Origin of the sequence: Cyclobacterium xiamenense (genome assembly GCF_009467825.1) — a bacterium.
Lineage (GTDB): Bacteria > Bacteroidota > Bacteroidia > Cytophagales > Cyclobacteriaceae > Cyclobacterium > Cyclobacterium xiamenense.
On sequence record NZ_WIOK01000034.1, the window covers coordinates 30,652 to 50,912 of the forward strand.

The following is a 20,261-nucleotide window of genomic DNA, read 5'->3' on the forward strand; positions in this document are numbered from 1 at the left end:
ACTATAGGTAACTTATTGGATTTGTAACGATAGTTGTCAAATAGGTTGCAATATTACTAAATTTTTGCGACAATAAATCTTTTAAAAGTTCTTTTGTATAAATTTCACTTTCGTAATGCCCTATATCTGCGAGGGTGATTTGTCCGTCGGCGTCAAAAAATTCATGGTATTTGATATCTGCCGTGATGAATACATCCGCCTTTAAATGAATAGCGGCAGGAAGTAGGAAAATCCCGGCCCCGCCACAAAGTGCTACCTGCTGAATTTTTTTGCCGGAGAGTGCCGTGTGTTTGAGCACCTGTAACCCCATCGATTTTTTTACATGGCGTAAGAATTCCCGCCCTTCCATGGGTTCCGGAAGTTGACCGATCATACCCGAACCCACCTCCTGGTGTTCGTTTTCCAGGGCTTGCAGGTAATAGGCAACTTCTTCGTAGGGGTGGGCCGCTTTCAGTGTTTGCACCATGCGGGCGCGCAGGTGGTTGGGAAACATGAGCTCCACGCGCACTTCTTCTACCCGGCTTTCTGTCCCAGCGGCGCCCAGGTAAGGGGTTGCGCCGTCCAAGGGCAAAAAGGTACCCGTTCCCGCGACCCGAAAGCTGCAATGTGCATATTGACCGATTGTGCCTCCGCCAGCCTGATACAAGGACTGAAGCACCTCATCCGCATTTTCGGCCGGTATAAACGTGGTCAGTTTGGTTAAAATTCCTTTTTTCGGTGCTAAAATCCGGGGCTGTTGCAGGCCGATCTTTTGGGCGATCTTCTGATTAACCCCCTGCTGTACCGCGTCCAAATTGGTATGGATGGCATAGATGGCAACATCGTTTTTTATGGCCCGGATGATGGTTCGTTCGACGTAGGTTTTGCCGGTGAGGCTTTTAATCCCTTTAAACAGAATGGGATGGTGGGCGATAATCAGGTTGCATCCCTTGTCTTTTGCTTCTTCTACGACCGCTTCGGTTGTGTCCAGCGCGCAAAGAATCCCGGAAACCTCCGCATCGGCGTCGCCGGTGATCAGGCGGGAGTTGTCGTAATGTTCCTGATAGGCGGGCGGTGCGATGGATTCCAAATGAGATATGACATCCTTAATCAAATAAACCATATATTTGCGTTTGTTTTTCCAATCAAACTTACAAAAAAAACCACAATGCGCCTTTCTGAATTCTTGCTGTTTCCCTTTGCCTGCATGTATGGGGCAGCTACGGCGTTCAGAAACAAGATGTTTGATCTGGGCATGAAGAAAAGTCAGGCCTTCGACGTCCCCACCCTGGTCGTCGGGAATCTGGCCGTAGGCGGTACCGGCAAGACACCCTTTATCGAATTTCTGTTGCATCAGCTGGCCAATGATTACCGCCTGGCCGTTTTGAGCAGGGGGTACGGGCGAAAAACACGGGGGTTTTTGGTGGCCGATGACAGCACCGGCCCGTCCGAAATTGGGGACGAGCCTTCTCAGGTATACCAAAAGTTTAAGGAGCGCGTGCGTGTCGCCGTCGGGGAAGAACGGGTACTCGCCATTCCCATGATCCTGGCCACCTGCGGCCCAGTCGAGGCCATTTTGTTGGACGATGCCTATCAACACCGGTACCTGGCGCCCGATTTGCGGATTCTGCTAACTACCTACGGGCGCCCGTTTTTTTCAGACAAACTGCTCCCGCAGGGAAGACTTCGGGAAAGCCGGAAAAATGCAAACCGGGCAGACATCGTGGTGGTCACCAAATGCCCCATGCCCTTGTCGCTGCAGGAGGAGGAATGGTACCGCCGGGAAATTCGCCGCTATGCCCGGGAAGGGGTGCCGATTTATTTTTCCGGACTTTCCTATGGCGAGCCCTACAGCATTGGGCCCCAGTCAGAAGCACTACCCCGGCATTTGATCCTGGTCACGGGTATCGTTGATCCGGGGCCGATTGTGGAAGAACTTTCAAAAAACCATACCGTATTGGAGGTGATGGCCTTTGCCGATCACCACCGCTATACGATGAACGACCTGCGTGCAATCCAGCAGACCTGTACGAACTATCGGAAGTACCGGCCCGCCGTTTTGACCACAGAAAAAGATGCCGTAAAATTGAAAGATAAAGCGTTTCAGTCTGTGTTGGCGGAGATACCCGTTTTTGTTTTGCCCGTGGCGGTGACTATGGATTCCCGGGACAGGCAACAACTCCTGCAACAGGTGGAGCAAATGATAACCGACAAACAATTTGATAGTGAAGCATAGCAAGGGTATCTTTTTTGTAGCTTTTTTATTCGCAATGCTGTGTGGTCTGACGACCGCAGAGGCGCAGCAAAGCCCTCCGGCTGACGGAGAAGAGGGCCCCAGGAGGGGCTTGCTCGATGATTCTACGAAAATGGTCTACGGCCCCAATACCTCCCTGTACTTCTACGAGAAATACGTCCGGGACAATCGCTTTGAAAAGGTAGCGCTCGATACCTCCCTGACGGGTTTTCACAACTACGAGCCGGTAGCCGATACCTGGTATACCTATCAGGATCTCGGAAATCTGGGCACAGCCGCCCGCCCCATTTTTTACGAGGTACCCCTGCAGATCGGACGGACCTCTGGGTTTCATGCCTATGACCTGTATTACCATTCCCCAGATAGTATCCGGTACTTTGACACCAAATCGCCGCATACACACATTGCGGCATTTTTTGGTGGCGGCAACCGCAACAAGTTGGATGTGGAATTTGTACGAAATATCCAGCCAAACTGGAATGTGGGCATCGCCTACCGGACCATTCGCGCCCGGAAAACCCTGAACCCTACCCGAAGGGATGACAACAATGTGGTCAACGATTCCTACGAGATGCATACCAATTACGTGTCTCCTAACGGGAAATACCGATTGCTGGCAAGTTTTACCCGGATGAAGCACAATGTCAACGAACAAGGCGGCATCATTCCTCCGGATGTCGACACCACTTCACTGTATTTCACCTATGAAGATTCCAAAGTCTGGTTGCGAAATTCCCGGGCCAGGGATTTGCGGCAGGCGTACCACCTCTACCAGCAATACGAAATCGTCAAAGGCTGGCAAGTCTACCAGGTGTTTGATAAAAAGAAACAGGAGGTCACTTTCTTTTCAAACCTGGGGACTTCCGATGCCGATTTCTTCAACGAAAACCGGTTTAATTCCTCAGACAGCAGCCTGGTGCACAGCAAACCGGATACCACCAATAATCACAATCATTATTCGGAATGGAAGAACGAATTCGGCTTTAAAGGCGACCTGGGACCGGTGTATTACAATGCCTACATTAAGCTTCGCACCGGGCGCATGGCCAGCCGTTTTTTCTCCGAAAACAATTCGTTTACCGAGCTGTTTTTAGGGGGTGCACTTCGGGGAGAAATCAATGAAAACTGGATCTTTGAGGCGGAAGGCGAATACCTGATTCCGGATGGGTACCGGATATCCGGATTGTTTATCTCGCCCTACCTGGATGTGCGGTATACCAAGGCACTCTACAAGCCGACACTCGCACAGGAACGGTATGCCGGCAACCATTACCGCTGGGATAACGATTTTTCCAACATAGGCGTGGACCAGATTAAAGGAACGATCAAGGTAAATCTGGGCAAAAGTACACTTCGCCCCAACCTGACGGTAAACAGAATCAATAATTACGTGTTTTACAACGAGGAGCAGGTACCCGATCAGGCAGGTTCGGAGGCCTTTATGGTCATTCCTGGATTCTCAGGAGATCTGGTGCTTTCGGGGAAATTTCATTGGGAGTCGGACGTTCGCTACACCCTCATTACCGGCGGGGCCGCCGATGCATTTCGGATTCCGGAATGGTTTATCAATTCCCGGATTTACTTTGATGGACCCTTGTTTGATGAAAATGTTTTCGTACAAATGGGGCTGGAAGTACGGTACCGTTCGGGCAACTTTGCCCCGGCGTACATGCCGGCTACCCAACAATTTCACCTGCAAAACGAATTCAACGTGTACGCCTATCCGGTAGCCGATGCCTTTTTAAATTTCAGGATTAACCGGACCCGTGTATTATTTCGTTACAACCACCTAAATGCCGGATTTATGGAAAATGACGGCTACTTTATCACCCCGGGCTATACCGGGTTAAAGAACATGTTGGATTTGGGAATTAGCTGGTATTTCTTTGACTAAGGATAACGATGGACTGGAAAGAAACGACAAAAAATAAAATGTTGCGCTTGCAGCTTCCCACCGATCCTCGCTGGGTGGATGTGGCGAAAATGAGCCTGGAAGCAATTTTGGTGGATCACGCGTATTGCGAACAAAAAGCCGCTTCTTCGTGCATCTCGTTGATTCTGAAGTTTCCCGAGTTTGAAGTCATGGTGGATCGGCTCAGTCCCGTTGTAGCCGAGGAGTGGGCACATTTTGAAGCGGTCATGCAGCAAATCCGAAAACGCGGCTACCGATTTGGGCATCCCCGAAAGGATGCCTACGTGGTACAATTGCAGTCGTTTGTGCGAAAAGGGGGGAGTCGCACCGAGCAGCTCACGGAGCATTTGCTCATGAATGCGCTGATCGAAGCCCGGTCCTGTGAACGATTCAAGTTGCTGTCAAAAAACCTGCATGACGAGGAATTAAAAAAATTCTACCACGAGCTAATGGTTTCTGAGGCAGGGCACTACGTAAACTTTATTCAGTTGGCAAAGACCTATCAAGACCCGGAAAAAGTGGAAAAGCGCTGGAAAGAATGGTTGGATTTTGAAAAAGAGGTCATGGCACACCTGGAAATCCGGGGAGATCGCATGCATTGAAGGCTGGTGCGGGTGTTAAAAAACCTGAAAAGCTTTGCCTAAAAACATTTTATGCGTAACATTAGAAAAATAGTTGGATCAGAAAATGAATTTTGGTCCGTATCGGAACAGACATGAATTTGATTGAAAATATTCGGGAGGCCTTTCGGTCGGTACGCACTAACCTTTTGCGCACGGTATTGACAGCCATGATCATCGCCATAGGTATCACCTCCTTGGTAGGCATGCTGACGGCCATCGACGCCATGAAGGCGCAGATTGAGGAGAGCCTTTCCGGTTTCGGGGCAAACAATTTCGATGTGAGGAGCCGGGGGTTTTCCGGGGGCAGGGCTACTACTGCCGGAGTAGCGCAGAAGAACTATCCAGCCATTTCTTTTCGGGAGGCGGAGGCCTTCAAAGAAAAATTCAATCAACGCGGAATTTCTACCATTACCACCAGTGTCACCGGTTCGGCGGAAGTTTCCAGGGGATCCAAAAAAACCAACCCCAATAGCCGAATTATTGGCGGGGACGAAAACTATTTTTTGATCAAAGGCATCGCCTTGGAGAAGGGAAGAAGCTTTAGCAATGTTGAAATCCAATACGGAAACAACGTGTGCGTAATAGGCACCGAGATTCAAAGCACCTTGTTTGAAGACGGCGAAAACCCCGTCAATCAACACCTGACGTTTTTTGGCAGAAGGTATACGATCGTTGGTGTCATGGAGCGTCAAGGCGGTGTCGGGGGGGATACCGGGCCGGATAGGGCCATTATCATCCCCATCCTCAATGCCAGAAACCTGGATCAGCGAGGCACTTTTCGGTACACGATAACGGTAGCGGGACAGGATCCACTCAAATTGGAATACGAAATGGGCCAGGCAACGGGTATCATGCGCGCTGTCCGGGAAGACGGGATTGGGATGGACGATTCCTTTGAAGTAGTAAAATCCCAAACCCTGGGAGAACGGTTGGAGGAAATCGCCGGATTCCTTCGGATTGGAGGTTTTGGGATCGGATTCATCACACTCCTGGGAGCAGCTATCGGCCTGATGAATATCATGTTGGTATCGGTGACCGAGCGCACCCGGGAAATCGGTATTCGGAAAGCCATGGGCGCTACGCCCAAATGGATCCGGCAACAATTCTTGATCGAAGCCATTGTTATATGTGTGATGGGAGGGCTTTTGGGCGTAGTGATGGGTATTGGCATTGGCAACCTGGTGGGAAATACCGTCGGGCCGGGCGGGTTCCTGGTTCCCTGGGTTTGGATCATTTTCGCCTTTGTTGTGTGCGTGGTCGTCGGTCTGGTCTCCGGACTTTTGCCTGCCTACAAAGCAAGCAGGCTGGATCCCATTGAGTCCTTGCGGTACGAATAAAGACGACGAATGATGACGAAGAATACATACGATGCCATTGTTATCGGCTCCGGGATTAGCGGAGGCTGGGCGGCGAAAGAACTGTGTGAAAAAGGATTGCAAACCCTTGTCCTGGAACGGGGCAGGCAGGTAAGCCACCGGAAGGATTATCCCACCATGCATACGCCTCCCTGGGAGTTTCCGCTACGGGGTCAGTTGCCCCTGGAACTCCGGAAAGAGAATCCCGTGGTTTCTCGTTGCTACGCGTTTAAGGACGATGCCGATCATTTTTTTGTCAAAGACAAGGAGCATCCCTACATTCAGGATAAGCCGTTTGACTGGATTCGTGGCTACCAGGTAGGGGGGAAGTCCCTGCTCTGGGCCCGACAAGTGCAGCGGTGGAGTGCGTTTGACTTTGAAGGACCCGAAAGAGACGGTTTTGCGGTGGATTGGCCGATTCGGTACGAGGACCTCGCGCCCTGGTACGGTTATGTGGAGCGGTTTATTGGCGTGAGTGGCAACAAAGACGGATTGGAAACGCTGCCTGACGGGGAGTTTTTGCCGCCCTGGGAAATGAACACCGTCGAAAAACTGGTTCAGGAGCGAATCCTGAAAGCTTATCCTGACCGCAGATTTGTCATTGGACGCTGTGCCCATCTGACCCAACCGCAGCCGCATCACATCGCACAGGGAAGGGGACAGTGCATGGCCAGAAGCCTTTGTCAACGGGGCTGTCCCTTTGGTGCTTATTTCAGTTCCAACGCATCTACTTTGCCGGCTGCCGCTGCCACGGGTAATCTGACGCTGAGGCCTCATTCAGTAGTACATTCCCTGATATTCGACGATGCCAAAGGCAAAGTCACGGGGGTGCGCGTGGTCGATGCGCTGTCCAAAGAAACCACGGAGTATTTCGCTAAGATCGTTTTCGTGAACGCATCTGCGCTGAATTCGAACCTGATTTTGCTGAACTCCAAATCGGGCCGTTTCCCCCATGGCCTGGGCAACGACAACGGTCTGCTGGGAACGCATATTGCCTTTCACAATTACCGGGGTTCCATTTCGGCCCGAATTGAAGGGCACCTGGATTCCTATTACTATGGAAGGCGGCCTACTGCGGTCATGTTGCCTAATTTTAGGAATGTAAAAAAACAGGAAATGGACTTTCTGCGGGGGTACATGAGTTTTTATTCTGCAGGAAGAAGTGGTTGGGGAGGAGCCCGTTCGGAAGATTTTGGTGCGGAGTTTAAAGCAGCCAACGCCGAGGCGGGGCCCTGGGGCATCTACATGATGATGCAGGGAGAGACCATCCCCAAGCAAAGCAATCGGGTTTACCTGGACGAGACCCTCACCGACGAATGGGGGATGCCCCAGTTGCGTGTGGACGTGGGCTACGACGATAACGACGAAAAATCCCTCCGGGACTTTTTGGATCAGGGAGCCGAAATGCTGGAAAAAGCGGGATGCAAAGACATTCGCCAAAACGATAGCGGACAGGCACCCGGCTTGGATATCCACGAAATGGGTGGCGTACGGATGGGAAGGGACCCTCAAACCTCGCTGCTGGGAAAATTTCACCAGATGCATGCCTGCCCGAATGTCTACGTTACCGACGGTGCTTCCATGACGTCTACCGGCACCCAAAACCCCAGCCTGACCTACATGGCCTTTACCGCCCGGGCAGTAGACCATGCGGTAGCGGCATTAAAACGGGGTGATTTAACCTGATACGTTCCCGCACGCATGCGTTTTATTCGGTAGGAAGCTGTACTAATCCGATTTTTTTTACCCAAATTCCACAAATTTCATCAATAATGTGTGGCCTATACACGCATTTCGCGGAAACTTTCAAAAAAATCACCGCCACTTTGTATATAATCTTTAAAAAGATCCGGTTTTTTTATAAAAAAAATACAAATTTCTTTTCTAAGGGTTTAGGATTTGCCTATCTTTATGCCAACTAAGCTCATTGGTAGACTTAACGGGTAATTTCTTTGGCGGCAAACGATCTGCGGTGTAAGCAATACGCTATTAAGTCATAAGTATCAATTAGTCAACTAGTTACGTTTCATAAGAGGTTTCTTGCGGAAAGTTCGGTGAAACGGTTTCAACAATCTATTCCTAACATTATTAATTAGTTATGAGAAAAATTTTATCAATCTCGTACGGCTTGGCTTTGCTGCTCTTTTTGAGCTTCGAAGGTCATGCCCAAACACGTACCCTGACAGGTACGGTCGTGTCGGAGGCCGATGGCATGCCAATCCCTGGCGTATCGGTGCTGGACAAGACCAATCAAACCGGAACGGCCACGGATATGGACGGAAACTATTCCATCGGTGTGACCGACAACACGGTCTTGGTATTTTCATTCATTGGATTTGCCAGCCAGGAATACACCGTCGGGAATCGTTCCCGGCTGGACGTTGAACTTAGCGAGGACGCAAGTGAGTTGAACGAAGTAGTGGTGACCGCTCTGGGTTTGACCAAAGAAAAGCGAAAATTGGGGTATGCGGTCTCCACGATCAGTAGCGACGTGATGGACAAGGCGCGTGAGCCAAACGTAGCCAACTCATTGATCGGCCAGGTAGCCGGTCTGGTGGTGAAGGGTACCAATGGCGGACCGCAGGGTTCTTCCAATATCGTGCTTCGGGGTCTTCCCAGCATCTCGGGAACGGGATCTCCGCTATTCGTTATCAACGGCGTGCCCATGGACAATACCCAGCGGGGAGCTGCCGGGCAATGGGGCGGATCGGACAATGGCGACGGTATCGGTAACTTAAGTCCGGATGATATCGAATCCATGACGGTACTGAAAGGACAGGCCGCTTCTGCACTGTACGGTGCCAGGGCTTCCAATGGTGTCATCTTGGTAACGACCAAAAGTGCAAAAAAAGGTGAAGATTGGGCCCTGTCTTACAACCTAAACGTAATGACCGATCAGGCGATGGATTTCACCAATTTCCAAAACGAATACGGTCAGGGTAGAGGCGGACGTAGGCCCCAATCGGCTTCCGACGCGCGTACTACAGGTAGGTTTGCCTGGGGTGAGCCCATGGGAGGTTCTGCGATCGCATACGATGGCAATCAGTATCCCTATGTTCCTTCTGACGAAACTTACCTGGATTTCTACGATGTAGGTACCAACGTGACCAATACGGTAGCGGTATCAAAAGGCCTGGGCGATGACGGTGCCTTCCGACTGTCCCTATCCAATTTGAACTCCAATTCCATTGTTCCAAATAGTGGAAATGACCGGTTGAATATCAATTTGAATGTGGATCAGAACATTACGGATAAACTCAATGTGTCCGCAATGATCAATTACATTGACCAGAAAAGTACCAACATTCCAGCCTTGAGTGACGGTCCGAAAAATCCGAATAACTTCTTGTTCCTGGCACCGAACGTAGCGCCCAGCATTTTTGCTCCGGGCTACGACGAAGAAGGACGGGAGATCGTATTCAGTGACGATATCTTCGTGACCAACCCGTATTTTATCGCCAATAAGGGGATAAACGACCGGGGTAGAAAGCGAACCATCTCCACGCTGTCTGCAAAGTACAGCTTCGCACCGAAAATTTATGCCTTGCTACGGGTTGGTAATGACGTGTCCAACGACGACTTTTTCTCCGTGGACCCTACCGGACTGGCCTATTCTTCCGACTTGAAAGGAAACTTGAATGGTAGAGGCCTCTCTACCCGATCGGAATTAAACGTGGATGCCTTGTTTGGGGCAGACCTGATGCTGACCAACGACATCTCGCTCGATGCATTGGCTGGAGGAACCTTCCGGAACAACCGATTTGAGCAAGTAGGCGTGGGAGGAACCCGATTTGTAATCCCCGAGCTGTACTCGCCATTCAACGTGGAGGTGTTTAACCGTTCCTATGGATTCAACGAACGGGAAGTGCTTTCGGGATTTTATTCCATGGGCTTCGGCTACAAGGATTACCTTACCTTGACCACCACCGGACGATACGATGTCTACAGTACCTTGCCTACGGATAACAACAGCATTTTCTCTCCATCGGTGACGGGTGCATTCCTGTTTGATCAGTTTCTGAATGTTCCTGCGTTGGACTTCGGTAAACTTCGTGCTTCCTATGCGGTAACGAGTGGAGAGCCGTTTGCGGCTTATCAGACGCAGTTTTACTACAACTCGGCCAATTCCTTCAATGGCGTGGCCGCGGGATCTTCTCCCCTGGGTTTGCCCAACCTGTTCTTGAAACCGTTTACTACGGATGAAATTGAATTCGGGTTTGACTTGAGTTTCTACAACAGTCGATTGACGTTTGACGTGGCGTACTTTTCCAAAACTACCAATAACGAGATCATGAATGCCAGCTACAGCATCGCCTCTGGCTTCAGCAGTGCAGTAGTAGCCACCGGTTCGACCAACAACAAAGGATTGGAAGTAATGATCACCGGCGTTCCCATACAGACCAGCGATTTCACCTGGAGGACTTCGTTGAATTTCACCAACGTGAGAAACGAAGTATTGAGCACGAATCTGGACAACAACCCGATCAACCTCGGACAGAACAGGGCTACCCTGGGAAATGCCGTAACGGCTTACGTTCCCGGTCTTCCCGGTCCCCAGATACGGGCCTACGATTACCAGTACGATGCCAATGGCGATATCGTCGTGAACGATGCCGGCCTGCCGGTTAGAGGAGAACTCAAAAACTGGGGTTCGGTCCTTCCAACCCATTACGGTGGATGGAATAACGAATTCAATTACAAGGGAATCGGTTTCTCGTTTTTGGTGGATTACAGCTTTGGAAACAAGGTATTGTCTGCAACGGAGTTTTATTCGCACTTCCGCGGATTGCACCAAAATACCTTGGTGGGTAGAGAAGAGGGCATAACCACGAACGAAATTACCGCTCCGGCAGAAAACTATTACCAGGCCCTCGTACAAAACGTGACGCGTACCAGCGTCGTGGACGGCGATTTTATCAAACTCCGGCAGTTGACCCTGGGGTATACCTTCCCGCAGAAGTGGTTTAATTCCGTACCGGTATTCAAAGGGTTGACGGCTTCACTGGTCGGACGAAACCTGGCGATTTTAATGAGAAAGACGGATAATATCGATCCCGAGGCAACATTTGGATCCAACATCAATTACCTCGGTATAGAAGGTACCAGTTTGCCTCCTACCCGTTCCATTGGATTCAATTTAAATTTCAAATTGCACTAATCATGAAAAAGTACATAAGTTTATTTCTTCTAAGCAGCTTTCTGGTGGTCACCTCCTGTGACGACCGATTTGCAGAGCTGAATACGGATCCCAACAGGCCCGGTGCAGATGTTTTCGATCCGAACCTGATTTTGCCGGTGGCCACCTATGGCTATGGCAACATGCTAACGGGCTATTCCGGACCGATTTTGTTTCAAAGTATGTGGATTCAGTCCCTGGCTTCTACCTCCACCGGAGGGGCCAATTACTATTCGAACGCAGATAAGTACGTGATTTCCGGAAGTACCAACTCCTATATTCAGGGCGTTTGGAACAACGGCTATCAAATCGCTTCCCGTATCAATCAGATGCAGAGCCTTGCCCGAACCAAGGATCTAAGCAATCTGGATGCCGTGGGCGGGATTTTCAAAGCAAGCACCTTGGCCTTTGTGTCGGATGTATACGGGGACGTTCCTTACACCGAAGGGCTGCAGGCAGAAGAGGGAATCACCCAACCCAAGTACGACAGCCAATCGGAAGCCTACATGGCCATGTTGACTGATCTGGAGACTTCCCTTGCTAGTTTGAATCCAGCAGGCGACCCTATCCGTAACGACGTGATGTATGGGGGAGACCTGGAAAAATGGCGGAAGTTTGGCTACTCCGTGATGCTAAAAATGGCGCTGCGCCTTGTGAAGGTGGATCCTGCTGCCGCTCAGACATGGGTGCAAAAAGCGGTCGCCGGTGGGGTGTTTACTTCCCCGGATGACGACGCGCTGATACCTTCCGATCAGGCAAATGGCTATTCCAACCAAAGTGCCAACGCACTGAACGTGGTGGATGACATCTACGAAGTAAGGTGGTCCGATAAAACGATCGACTTCCTGCAAGCCACCAACGATCCACGACTATCCATTGTTGCCGAGGTACCCCCTGCGGGACTGGCTGCCAATAGAGACGGCGTGGTGGAAGGAAACAGCGATCCGGCCGTTCAAATCGGCCTGCCCAATGGCTTTGACCTGACCGGAGGCGCGTTTGATATTACCACGCATCCGGAGTACCCCGGACCAACCGGTACGGGTGGAGATATCGCCATCATTGGCGCCTATTCCCGACCAACGGCAATTTACAGAGACCGGGATGCGCCCGTATTCGCGCTAACCTACGCAGAAGTACAACTGCTGTTGGCCGATGCCGCCGTGCGCGGTTTGGCTTCCGGCTCAGCAGCCGAGTATTACAAAAATGGCGTGGAAGCGGCCTTTGTTTCCATCGGTAAATTTGGAGGCAGAACCGTAGCTATCGAAGACATCACGGACTATACGGATGCCAATCCACTGGATCAGTCTACCACAGACGCTTCGCTGAAAATGATCAACGAACAAATCTGGGTTACCACCAGTCTTTTTGCCAATTTCGTGGAGGCATGGAATAACTGGAAACGAACCGGTTATCCTGAGTTGACGCCCGTTAACTTTCCGGGTAACTTTTCCTCCGGTCAGATTCCTCGCCGACAGCCTTATCCAGCCGGTGAAAGCGGAGTAAACGGGGAATCCCTGAATGCCGCCGTTTCCCGAATGGGAGGCGATGATTGGATCACACGTACCTGGTGGGACGGAGGAAATTAATTCCTTCCTGACTCAGGATTACTATCCCAAGCAGAGGTTTCGATTCGCGTCGAAACCTCTGTTTTTTTTTGCCCGTTTTCTGCCGAACGAATTGAAACGTAACAACGGGTTTCGAGTCGGCCGCTCCTACGATCGATGAGTCAAATTTGGTTGGATTTTTTTTCCAGGTATCCCAAGGCGGGTCCAGGGTTACCGGATAGGTAAAAATATTTTTTGAATGATTGCTAGGTAGTTGCATGCAATCCAGTAAATTTGATCAAATCGTCATCTCAGGAAAATGGCTATCCTTGGTACATTGCTTAAAAAAGGTATTCGCCTGCGGGAATCCCTGGAGCAGGAATACAGTTCTCCGCATGAATTGCAAAAGCAGGAACTGAAAAAGCTGATGATACGGGCCAGGGACACCGAATTCGGAAAAAAATACGAATTCGATCACATTCTGCGAGCGTTTAAAACGAGCAACGATGATTTTTACCGGGTATTTTCTTCCCGGGTTCCCCGGTACGATTACGAAAAGATGTATGCGGAATGGTGGTTCCGACTAAAGGAGGGAAGTAAAAACCTTACCTGGCCGGGAGCCATCCGGTATTTTGCCCTGACCTCCGGCACCTCCGGTGCGGCCTCAAAATACATCCCGATCAGTAAAGACATGGTGAGGGCGATACGCAAAACCGGCGTTCGGCAAATCCTCTCCTTATCGAAATACGATCTTCCGGATGAGTTATTTACCAAGGGCATTTTGATGTTGGGAGGAAGCACGGATTTGGAATTCAATGGGACGTTTTTTTCGGGAGACCTGAGTGGGATTACCACCGGAAGACTCCCGGTCTGGTTCCAGCGCTTTTACAAGCCGGGCAAGAAAATTTCCAGGAATAAAAACTGGGGAGAGAAAATCGATCGCATTGTAGAAATGGCACCCAACTGGGATATTGGGATCATCGTGGGTGTTCCTGCCTGGCTACAGATCTTGCTGGAGAAAATTGTTGCCACCTATCGGGTGGACAGTATCCACGCAATCTGGCCCAACCTACGAATTTTTGTTCACGGCGGGGTTTCCTTTGAACCCTACCGAAAGGGGTTCGAAAAATTGCTGGGTAGGCCTTTGATCTACATGGAAACCTACCTGGCTTCCGAGGGCTTTTTGGCTTTTCAGGCCCTACCGAACCGGAAATCCATGCGCCTGGTGCTGAACAACGGAATTTTTTACGAATTTATTCCCTTTACCGACGCCAACTTCGACGAAAATGGGGACATGCATCCCGAAGCCCAAACGCTGTCAATCGATCAGGTGCATCCGCATACCGACTATGCCTTGCTTATTAGCACCTGTGCCGGTGCCTGGCGATACTTGATAGGCGATGTGATCCGGTTTGATTCGGTTTTGGAGAGTGAAATACGGATCACCGGACGCACGAAGCATTTTCTGAGTTTGTGCGGAGAGCATTTGTCCATGGACAACATGAACCGCGCGATGGAGTTGGTGTCCAGGGAGCTGACTATGAATAGCTCCGAGTTTACCGTATTGGGCTTGCCGGATGGTGCCCTGTTTATGCATCATTGGTTTGTGGGCACCGAGGACGAGGTAGATGCGCAGCAGCTGATGGACCGCATCGACGCGACGCTAAAGCGGCTGAACGACGATTACGCCGTAGAGCGGGCCCATGCCCTTAAAAAAGTGGTTCTGACCAAGCTACCAGTTTCCTTTTTTTACGACTGGCTGCGGTCCCAGGGAAAAGAAGGCGGTCAAAACAAATTTCCCCGGGTATTGAAAGGGGCGAAGGCCGAGGCCTGGTTGGCCTTCGTTCGGGAGCGAGGCATTCGGCTCGATTAGCCGCAGGGATACTAGCGGATGGAGGCTGCTGGGAACTAACTCGGTATAGGTGTCCTTGGGTTGGGCGGCGGATTCGAGGAGCAAAGACCATCTGTCCGTGTGGCCAGTGCCTGTGCTGCAGATCGATTCCTTCAATCCGGGGTGATCTCCTACTGAAACGGCCCCGGGTAAGATGTCGTAAACGACCTTAGGAGCTTACGCATTGTACCCATTGTTGTGGTGTCGTTTTTTATTTTTTTTTAAGCACTTGGTGTCACATTTATTTGTCCACCGATAGCTTTTAAAACGTTCATGATTGTCTCGAATGGTGGGTTCGCTCCATCGGCCAATGCTTTGTAAAGACTCGGTCTGCTCATTCCAGTTTTTTCTGCAATTTTTGTCCTCCCGATGGCTTTTGCAATGTGTCCGATACCTTGTTGGACCTTTCGCCCATTGCCTTTTACTGCGGGTAAAGGGGGTGATTCCGTAGCTTATTCGAAAAAATTTGCAGCTCATCCGTAGATTAACGGGGTTTACCACAAATGGCCTTACTCCCAGATACGCCATCTTTACGGAATTGTAGGGCAGCTTGCCGAATTTTAGACCGATCCATACCCTGGGGATGGGTACATTGGATCAAGAAACAGCCACAGATCGGCAGGTAGTAGCGGTAAAAAAACGGCCCGGTTGTAGGGTACCCCGCTGCTCCCGCTTCCATCAATCGTGGATTGCTTCGTGGGTACCGATGCATCAATTCCCAATTGTACAATGAATTCGCTACAAAAGCAAAAAAAATGAAAAAAGTCAAAAATCGAAACGGCGCTTGCACGTAACTACCCGGTCCGGTCGCGGATAATTAGCGACCTGGCTCAGAACTACCTATTGGTCCGAGTTTGCGGCCGATAATGGATGCTTTACTGACTTGGTCTGAAAGCCGGTAAAAACAAAATTTATTATAAAAAAAATTAAAAACGTAAACATAAAAATCATGAATCGTTTAAAAACAAAAATCATTTTCGTAGTAGCTTGTATGTTCGGCTATTTTCTTAACAGTGGGGTCCTACTTGCCCAATCGGAACCGAACAAATCCTTTTACACAATCGCTGTGGATCCGACTTTCGGTGGCAATAGTAGTTTCGTATCTGTTCCGCCCGTAGCACTCTACATGGAAAAAGGGGTTGCTGATTTTTTGAGTGTTGGTCTTGCCGTTGGCGCTGATATGCGCGAGTGGGTATCCACCGAGAGCACAGTTGCTGTCGGAATTACTGGCCGTTTTGTCGGTTATGCCTTGCAGGCAGTAGAGAAATTTTCCGGTGGAGAGGTAAATGCTGCCGGATTGGAACCTTATTTTGGGCTTACCTATGGCTATTATATGCCTCAGCCCTTTGATGAGATCGGATCGCTTCTCAGCTTCAGTGGATTTGGGGTGGTTTTGGGTACCCGCTGGTACCCTGGAGATTCCAGAAAATTCGGTCTGATGCTGGAGTATTCCTCCCGGGGAAACACCGGCATGGGGACAGGGATCAATGTGGGAGTCACCTTTGGGCGGTAAACGTTTCTGAATGGGTGCGGAGGTTGTGTCGAGAACTAGTCGGAATTGGCATAAGTCTGCCTTTCAATTATTCGGAACGCAACCTCAGCCACGCACCGACCCCCTTGTAGAAAATCACCGAAGTTGTCTGGATTGTTTCCGGCGGGATTGATTGAGCGAAAAACAGGCCCGGGAGCTTGTCGACACCGTCGACGGACATCCATAAAGAAACAAGGGGAGGGTCTTCGATTAAGACCTTCGGGAGGTTTTACCCGACGCTACTATCGGCTCGGTTGCAACAGCGACTACTTCCGATACCAAAAGGATCTCGGTGGGCCGTATTGGCCGATATGCAGCGTTTTGAGCGGGCCTGATCACGTGTAATCAACGATTAGATCCGAAGGTCCTATTGATGGGTAGTATCTACCTCAACTGTTACTTTCTTTACCACTAGATATGTATATAAACATGAAATCTTTATTGACACGTTATTGTCTAATTGCCGCCATGATTGTTTCCGGGTGTTCCTCAGATGATGACATGGAACCTGAGGAGGACCTTATCGCTGAAATCCCGAGTGAATTTCTGGCAACCGCCGATGGTATCGAATTATTTACCAAGGGGGAATTCAGCGGAAGAATTGGAAACGAATCCTTTACCGCAGAACTGAAATCGGTAATGTATACCGATTTTCAGGGTATCCCTGGTATAACTTATAAAATGGTTAGTTTGGTCGGAATGGTTTTGAAACCCGACAGAAATGAAATGATTTTCATAAGCCTTACCTCTTTCAGCAATGACATTATTGCGGGGGTTACCTATGGGAATTCTTCTGACGAAACCTTTGTAGGCCTACACAGTGTGGGAAGTGATGACGATTACGTTTCCAGACTAGTCAATGAAGTAGAACTGACGTTTCAGAAATTGGATGTTGGATCAGGGCTTGCCTCGGGTTCAGTAAAAGGGAATTTACTTTCTGAGGAAAGTGATCAACCCTTGGGTACCGTTGAGCTTTCCTTTGAAAATATTGAGCTCGTGAAAGTAGAGGAGTCAATCGGAAGTTAATTCCTTCTCCAGTTATTCCGGAAGGGGTTGCATCAATTTTGACGGGTTATTTTTATTTACAGTACTGCCGAAACGATTCCGTTTCGGCAGATTTTTTCCTTCCCGGCGGGTCAGTCGGGTCTAAGTTTAAAACCCAGCCGCGCATAGAGGAGCTTTCTGGCGTCGCCATTTCTGGGGATCGGGATGCGGAAAAAGGGATCTTCGCCGGTTTTTGCCTTCCGCGGAAGGATCACGTGATTGTCCTTAACCTGCGTGACCATGGGAAGATTGATCACGTACTTTCGATTGATCCGGTGAAAATCTTTGAGCAGGTACAGGTTGTCCCGGTAAAAGTTTTTGAGTCCGGGGCTGGTAAAGGGAATGGGGGTACTATTGTCGGTAGTATAGGCACGTATGAGCTTGTCATCGGCTTCCAGCAGAATGAGCTCTTTAATCGGTATGGCCGTGGCCTCGTTGTGCGAGGTAGCGACAAAGATGGATTTATTCTGAATGCCATTCTGGTTGGGCTCCATGGACTCCACTTTGCTGCGTTGAGATTGAAAGATGGTGGCAAGTTCGATTTTGTCCATTAATCGATCATAGTCCACTGGCTTCGGGATAAAATCAAAGGGCATGAGGTACTTGGCCAAATTAAATCCCAGGCTGCGGGGTAAACCGGATAAGAATACGATCGGGATGGGGTACGAACGATTGAGGTATTGTGCCAGGCGGATTCCGGCATCCACATCGGTTCCGAGTGCAATGTCCAGTAGGGCCACTTCCGGTTGCTGGTGCAGCACGATTTCCAGTGCTGCCTGGTAGGTTTCGGCCGGCCCAAGGATTTCGTGGGGGTCCTCGGCAAAGTGTTCGCTTATGGAAAGCGCAATTTCTTCGCCAATGGAGGGATTGTCTTCTACGATCAGGATTTTCATACGTCTGTTTGGGTGGGTTTTGTTTCGATTTTGAAGCGAAGGCAATGGTGAATTCCCGCATCGCTTTCGGTGGTTAGTGTTGCGTCGAGGTCTTGAGCAAATTTTTCGATCAACTCGGTTCCGGTACCCCTCCTTTGCTGATTCTCCGTCAAGCCGGATCCGTTATCCCGGTAGTGCAGCGTAAGAACTTGGTTTTCCTCCTGGAGTTGAATGGAGATCTGGGGATTTTGGGTGTTTGCAAAGGCATATTTGCTACTATTTCGCAGCCATTCGTCCAGAAGAATTCCCAGGCTCAGGATTTGATTGACCGGAAGCACAATGTCTTCTCTGCAGTCCAGAGTAAGTTGTGTCGTACTTTTTTCCAATCGGAATAGTTCCCGGTGAAGGTCCAGCAGTCCGGTAAGGTATTCAGCCAATGGCACCTCGAGTTCGTCCTCTACGTCGTACAGATGCCGTTCCAGGGAAGCCGCCGTTTGCAGGATACGTCCTGCCAATACCAGTTCCGACTTGGTACCGGAGTCGGTGGCTTTCCTTCGGATGGTATGGATTACGGTTTGAATCTTGGCCAGGCTATTGCTGGTGCGGTGCCGAATTTCGGTTTGCTGTGCCTTAATTACATAGTTTTGCTCCTGTATCAGTTTGGATTGCTGTTTTTGGGTGTTGAGGTTTCGGTACGTGATTAGCGAAAAGAAGGTGAGCAATACTCCCACGACACCGAGCAGCAGACTGGTGGTTTGGAATTGGGCGGACTTGATTTCGAACAAATTGGCTTGTTGGGCGACTTGTTCTTTCTCAAACTCTTTTTCCCGCAGTAAATACATGTTTCCAAGCTCTTGTACCTGGATTTTTTCATTCATAAACAAATCGGTTTTCAGGCTGTCCCAAATCTTATAGGTTTGAAGTGCCCGGTCATAGCGATGGGTGATTTCGTACAGCTGCACGCGTAAGGCGGCGTTTTTGATGGCCAGTTCTTTGGTTTGGATCTCCCGGATAATTTGCGCAGCCGAATCCAAATATTCTCCACTGCGGGAGTAGTCGCCCTTTTTTAGCCAGTAGTCAGCAAAATTGTTATAGCTGATTACCATCGACTCCGGTTCATTTAATTGGCGATGGATGGAATAGGCCTCCTGTAAATACGCGTAGGCGGAATCCAAAAGTGCCAGATCCAGGAAAATTTCTCCCAAATTATTGAAGGTGGAGGAAATGTCTCGCAAGTCACCCAAGGTTTTCTTTTGTTCAAGTGCCAGTTCATTGTAATAAATACAGGAATCGAACTCGCTTTTTTGTTGAAAATTGATCGCCATGTTATTGTATACATAGGCCACACCCTCCTGGTCACCAATAGCGTTGTAAAGCGCTAGCGCCTGTCGCAGGTAGTTCATAGACACATCGGGCGCATTGTTTTGCTGGTACAGCACACCGATAGAGTTATTTAAATTGGCCACTATTTTCTTATCAGAAACATTCTTTGCCAATTCCAGGGTTGCCAAATACTGATCGAGGGCGACGGCATGGAGGCCCATTCGCTGGAAATTAAGTCCGATGCTTCTGGAGAAAGCGACCATCAGGCTGGAATCCCGGAGTCCTTCTGCGTAGGCGTAGGCAAGTTTGTAGGCCGTAATACTGGCCTCGTACTCTCCGGTAAGGTTTAGTATGTATCCCCTGTCGCCATAGATTCTTCGGATACGGTTGGAATCGCCCAGATAAAGGGCTTGGTCTAGCGCCAGATCCAATGTACGGTTAGCGGAATCAAGGGCATACACATCAATCTGCCGGCGAACCTTCTCCAGCAAACTATCCAACTCACTTCGATCGGGTCGCTGCTGCCAGGAAGAAAAAATTACCAGGGCAAGGGCAAGTACTACATACCGGGAAACGGGATGTGTTGGAAAATGGAATTTCATGTCGGTTGGTGGGTTATTTAAAAAACAATGTCAGGTATAGTGTTTTGGAAAATAACTATTGAATAAGGCGTTTGTTAAATGGTTGGAATAAGGCTATATTGTCGTTAAACGCTGATTTTATGGAAAAGAAGTATAAGAGTCTGTCTATATTCGAA

At 49.6% G+C, this 20,261-nt stretch carries 14 protein-coding genes; 10 read left to right on the forward strand and 4 right to left on the reverse strand.

The genetic code is table 11. From position 1 onward, the window contains the following. Position 1 precedes the first annotated feature (1 nt). Complete coding sequence (locus GCU44_RS19630) at positions 2–1,102, reverse strand: Nif3-like dinuclear metal center hexameric protein (protein ID WP_154858912.1); 1,101 nt, start codon at positions 1,100–1,102, stop codon at positions 2–4. A gap of 45 nt (positions 1,103–1,147) precedes the next feature. Between GCU44_RS19630 and lpxK the strand changes: the two genes are divergently transcribed. From lpxK to GCU44_RS19670, 8 genes are all read left to right on the forward strand, one after another. Beyond that, complete coding sequence (gene lpxK / locus GCU44_RS19635; protein WP_154858914.1) at positions 1,148–2,215, forward strand: tetraacyldisaccharide 4'-kinase; 1,068 nt, start codon at positions 1,148–1,150, stop codon at positions 2,213–2,215. Next, a complete protein-coding gene (locus GCU44_RS19640; RefSeq protein WP_317175349.1) occupies positions 2,205–4,127 on the forward strand; it encodes a putative porin in 1,923 nt (640 codons plus the stop codon). Before lpxK ends, GCU44_RS19640 begins: the two co-directional genes overlap by 11 nt. 8 nt (positions 4,128–4,135) lie before the next feature. Then, a complete protein-coding gene (gene miaE, locus GCU44_RS19645; RefSeq protein ID WP_174238277.1) occupies positions 4,136–4,747 on the forward strand; it encodes a tRNA-(ms[2]io[6]A)-hydroxylase in 612 nt (203 codons plus the stop codon). A 113-nt stretch (positions 4,748–4,860) separates the two neighbouring features. Next, entirely contained in the window at positions 4,861–6,105 is a 1,245-nt protein-coding gene (locus tag GCU44_RS19650; protein ID WP_092178175.1) for an ABC transporter permease, read from the forward strand. Between the two features lie 12 nt (positions 6,106–6,117). Further along, on the forward strand, positions 6,118–7,809 hold the full coding sequence (locus GCU44_RS19655; RefSeq protein ID WP_154858933.1) for a GMC oxidoreductase: 1,692 nt from the start codon (positions 6,118–6,120) through the stop codon (positions 7,807–7,809). 412 nt (positions 7,810–8,221) lie between these two features. Then, the gene (locus GCU44_RS19660; protein ID WP_154858916.1) at positions 8,222–11,281 is read left to right on the forward strand and encodes a SusC/RagA family TonB-linked outer membrane protein; all 3,060 of its coding nucleotides are present in this window, start codon (positions 8,222–8,224) and stop codon (positions 11,279–11,281) included. Between the two features lie 2 nt (positions 11,282–11,283). Beyond that, on the forward strand, positions 11,284–12,885 hold the full coding sequence (locus tag GCU44_RS19665; protein WP_174238278.1) for a SusD/RagB family nutrient-binding outer membrane lipoprotein: 1,602 nt from the start codon (positions 11,284–11,286) through the stop codon (positions 12,883–12,885). Between the two features lie 277 nt (positions 12,886–13,162). Then, positions 13,163–14,716: a GH3 family domain-containing protein gene (locus GCU44_RS19670; RefSeq protein ID WP_154858919.1), complete on the forward strand. Its 1,554-nt coding sequence runs from the start codon at positions 13,163–13,165 to the stop codon at positions 14,714–14,716. Between the two features lie 239 nt (positions 14,717–14,955). Here the strand turns inward: GCU44_RS19670 and GCU44_RS19675 are convergent, their stop codons facing one another. Next, complete coding sequence (locus GCU44_RS19675; RefSeq protein ID WP_154858935.1) at positions 14,956–15,126, reverse strand: addiction module antidote protein; 171 nt, start codon at positions 15,124–15,126, stop codon at positions 14,956–14,958. Between the two features lie 557 nt (positions 15,127–15,683). Here GCU44_RS19675 and GCU44_RS19680 point away from each other — a divergent pair. Further along, positions 15,684–16,247 carry a hypothetical protein gene (locus GCU44_RS19680; RefSeq protein ID WP_154858921.1) on the forward strand — a complete coding sequence of 188 codons (564 nt, stop codon included), beginning with the start codon at positions 15,684–15,686 and terminating at the stop codon, positions 16,245–16,247. A gap of 447 nt (positions 16,248–16,694) precedes the next feature. Further along, the gene (locus GCU44_RS19685; RefSeq protein ID WP_154858923.1) at positions 16,695–17,291 is read left to right on the forward strand and encodes a hypothetical protein; all 597 of its coding nucleotides are present in this window, start codon (positions 16,695–16,697) and stop codon (positions 17,289–17,291) included. A gap of 110 nt (positions 17,292–17,401) precedes the next feature. On the opposite strand, the gene GCU44_RS19690 is transcribed toward GCU44_RS19685, so the two are convergent. Together GCU44_RS19690 and GCU44_RS19695 are read right to left on the reverse strand one after the other, a co-directional pair. Continuing rightward, positions 17,402–18,202 (reverse strand): LytR/AlgR family response regulator transcription factor, encoded by an 801-nt coding sequence (locus tag GCU44_RS19690; RefSeq protein WP_154858925.1) that lies wholly within the window; start codon positions 18,200–18,202, stop codon positions 17,402–17,404. Beyond that, on the reverse strand, positions 18,199–20,106 hold the full coding sequence (locus GCU44_RS19695) for a histidine kinase dimerization/phosphoacceptor domain -containing protein (RefSeq protein WP_154858927.1): 1,908 nt from the start codon (positions 20,104–20,106) through the stop codon (positions 18,199–18,201). The genes GCU44_RS19690 and GCU44_RS19695 overlap by 4 nt, the downstream gene beginning before the upstream one ends. Positions 20,107–20,261 lie beyond the last annotated feature (155 nt).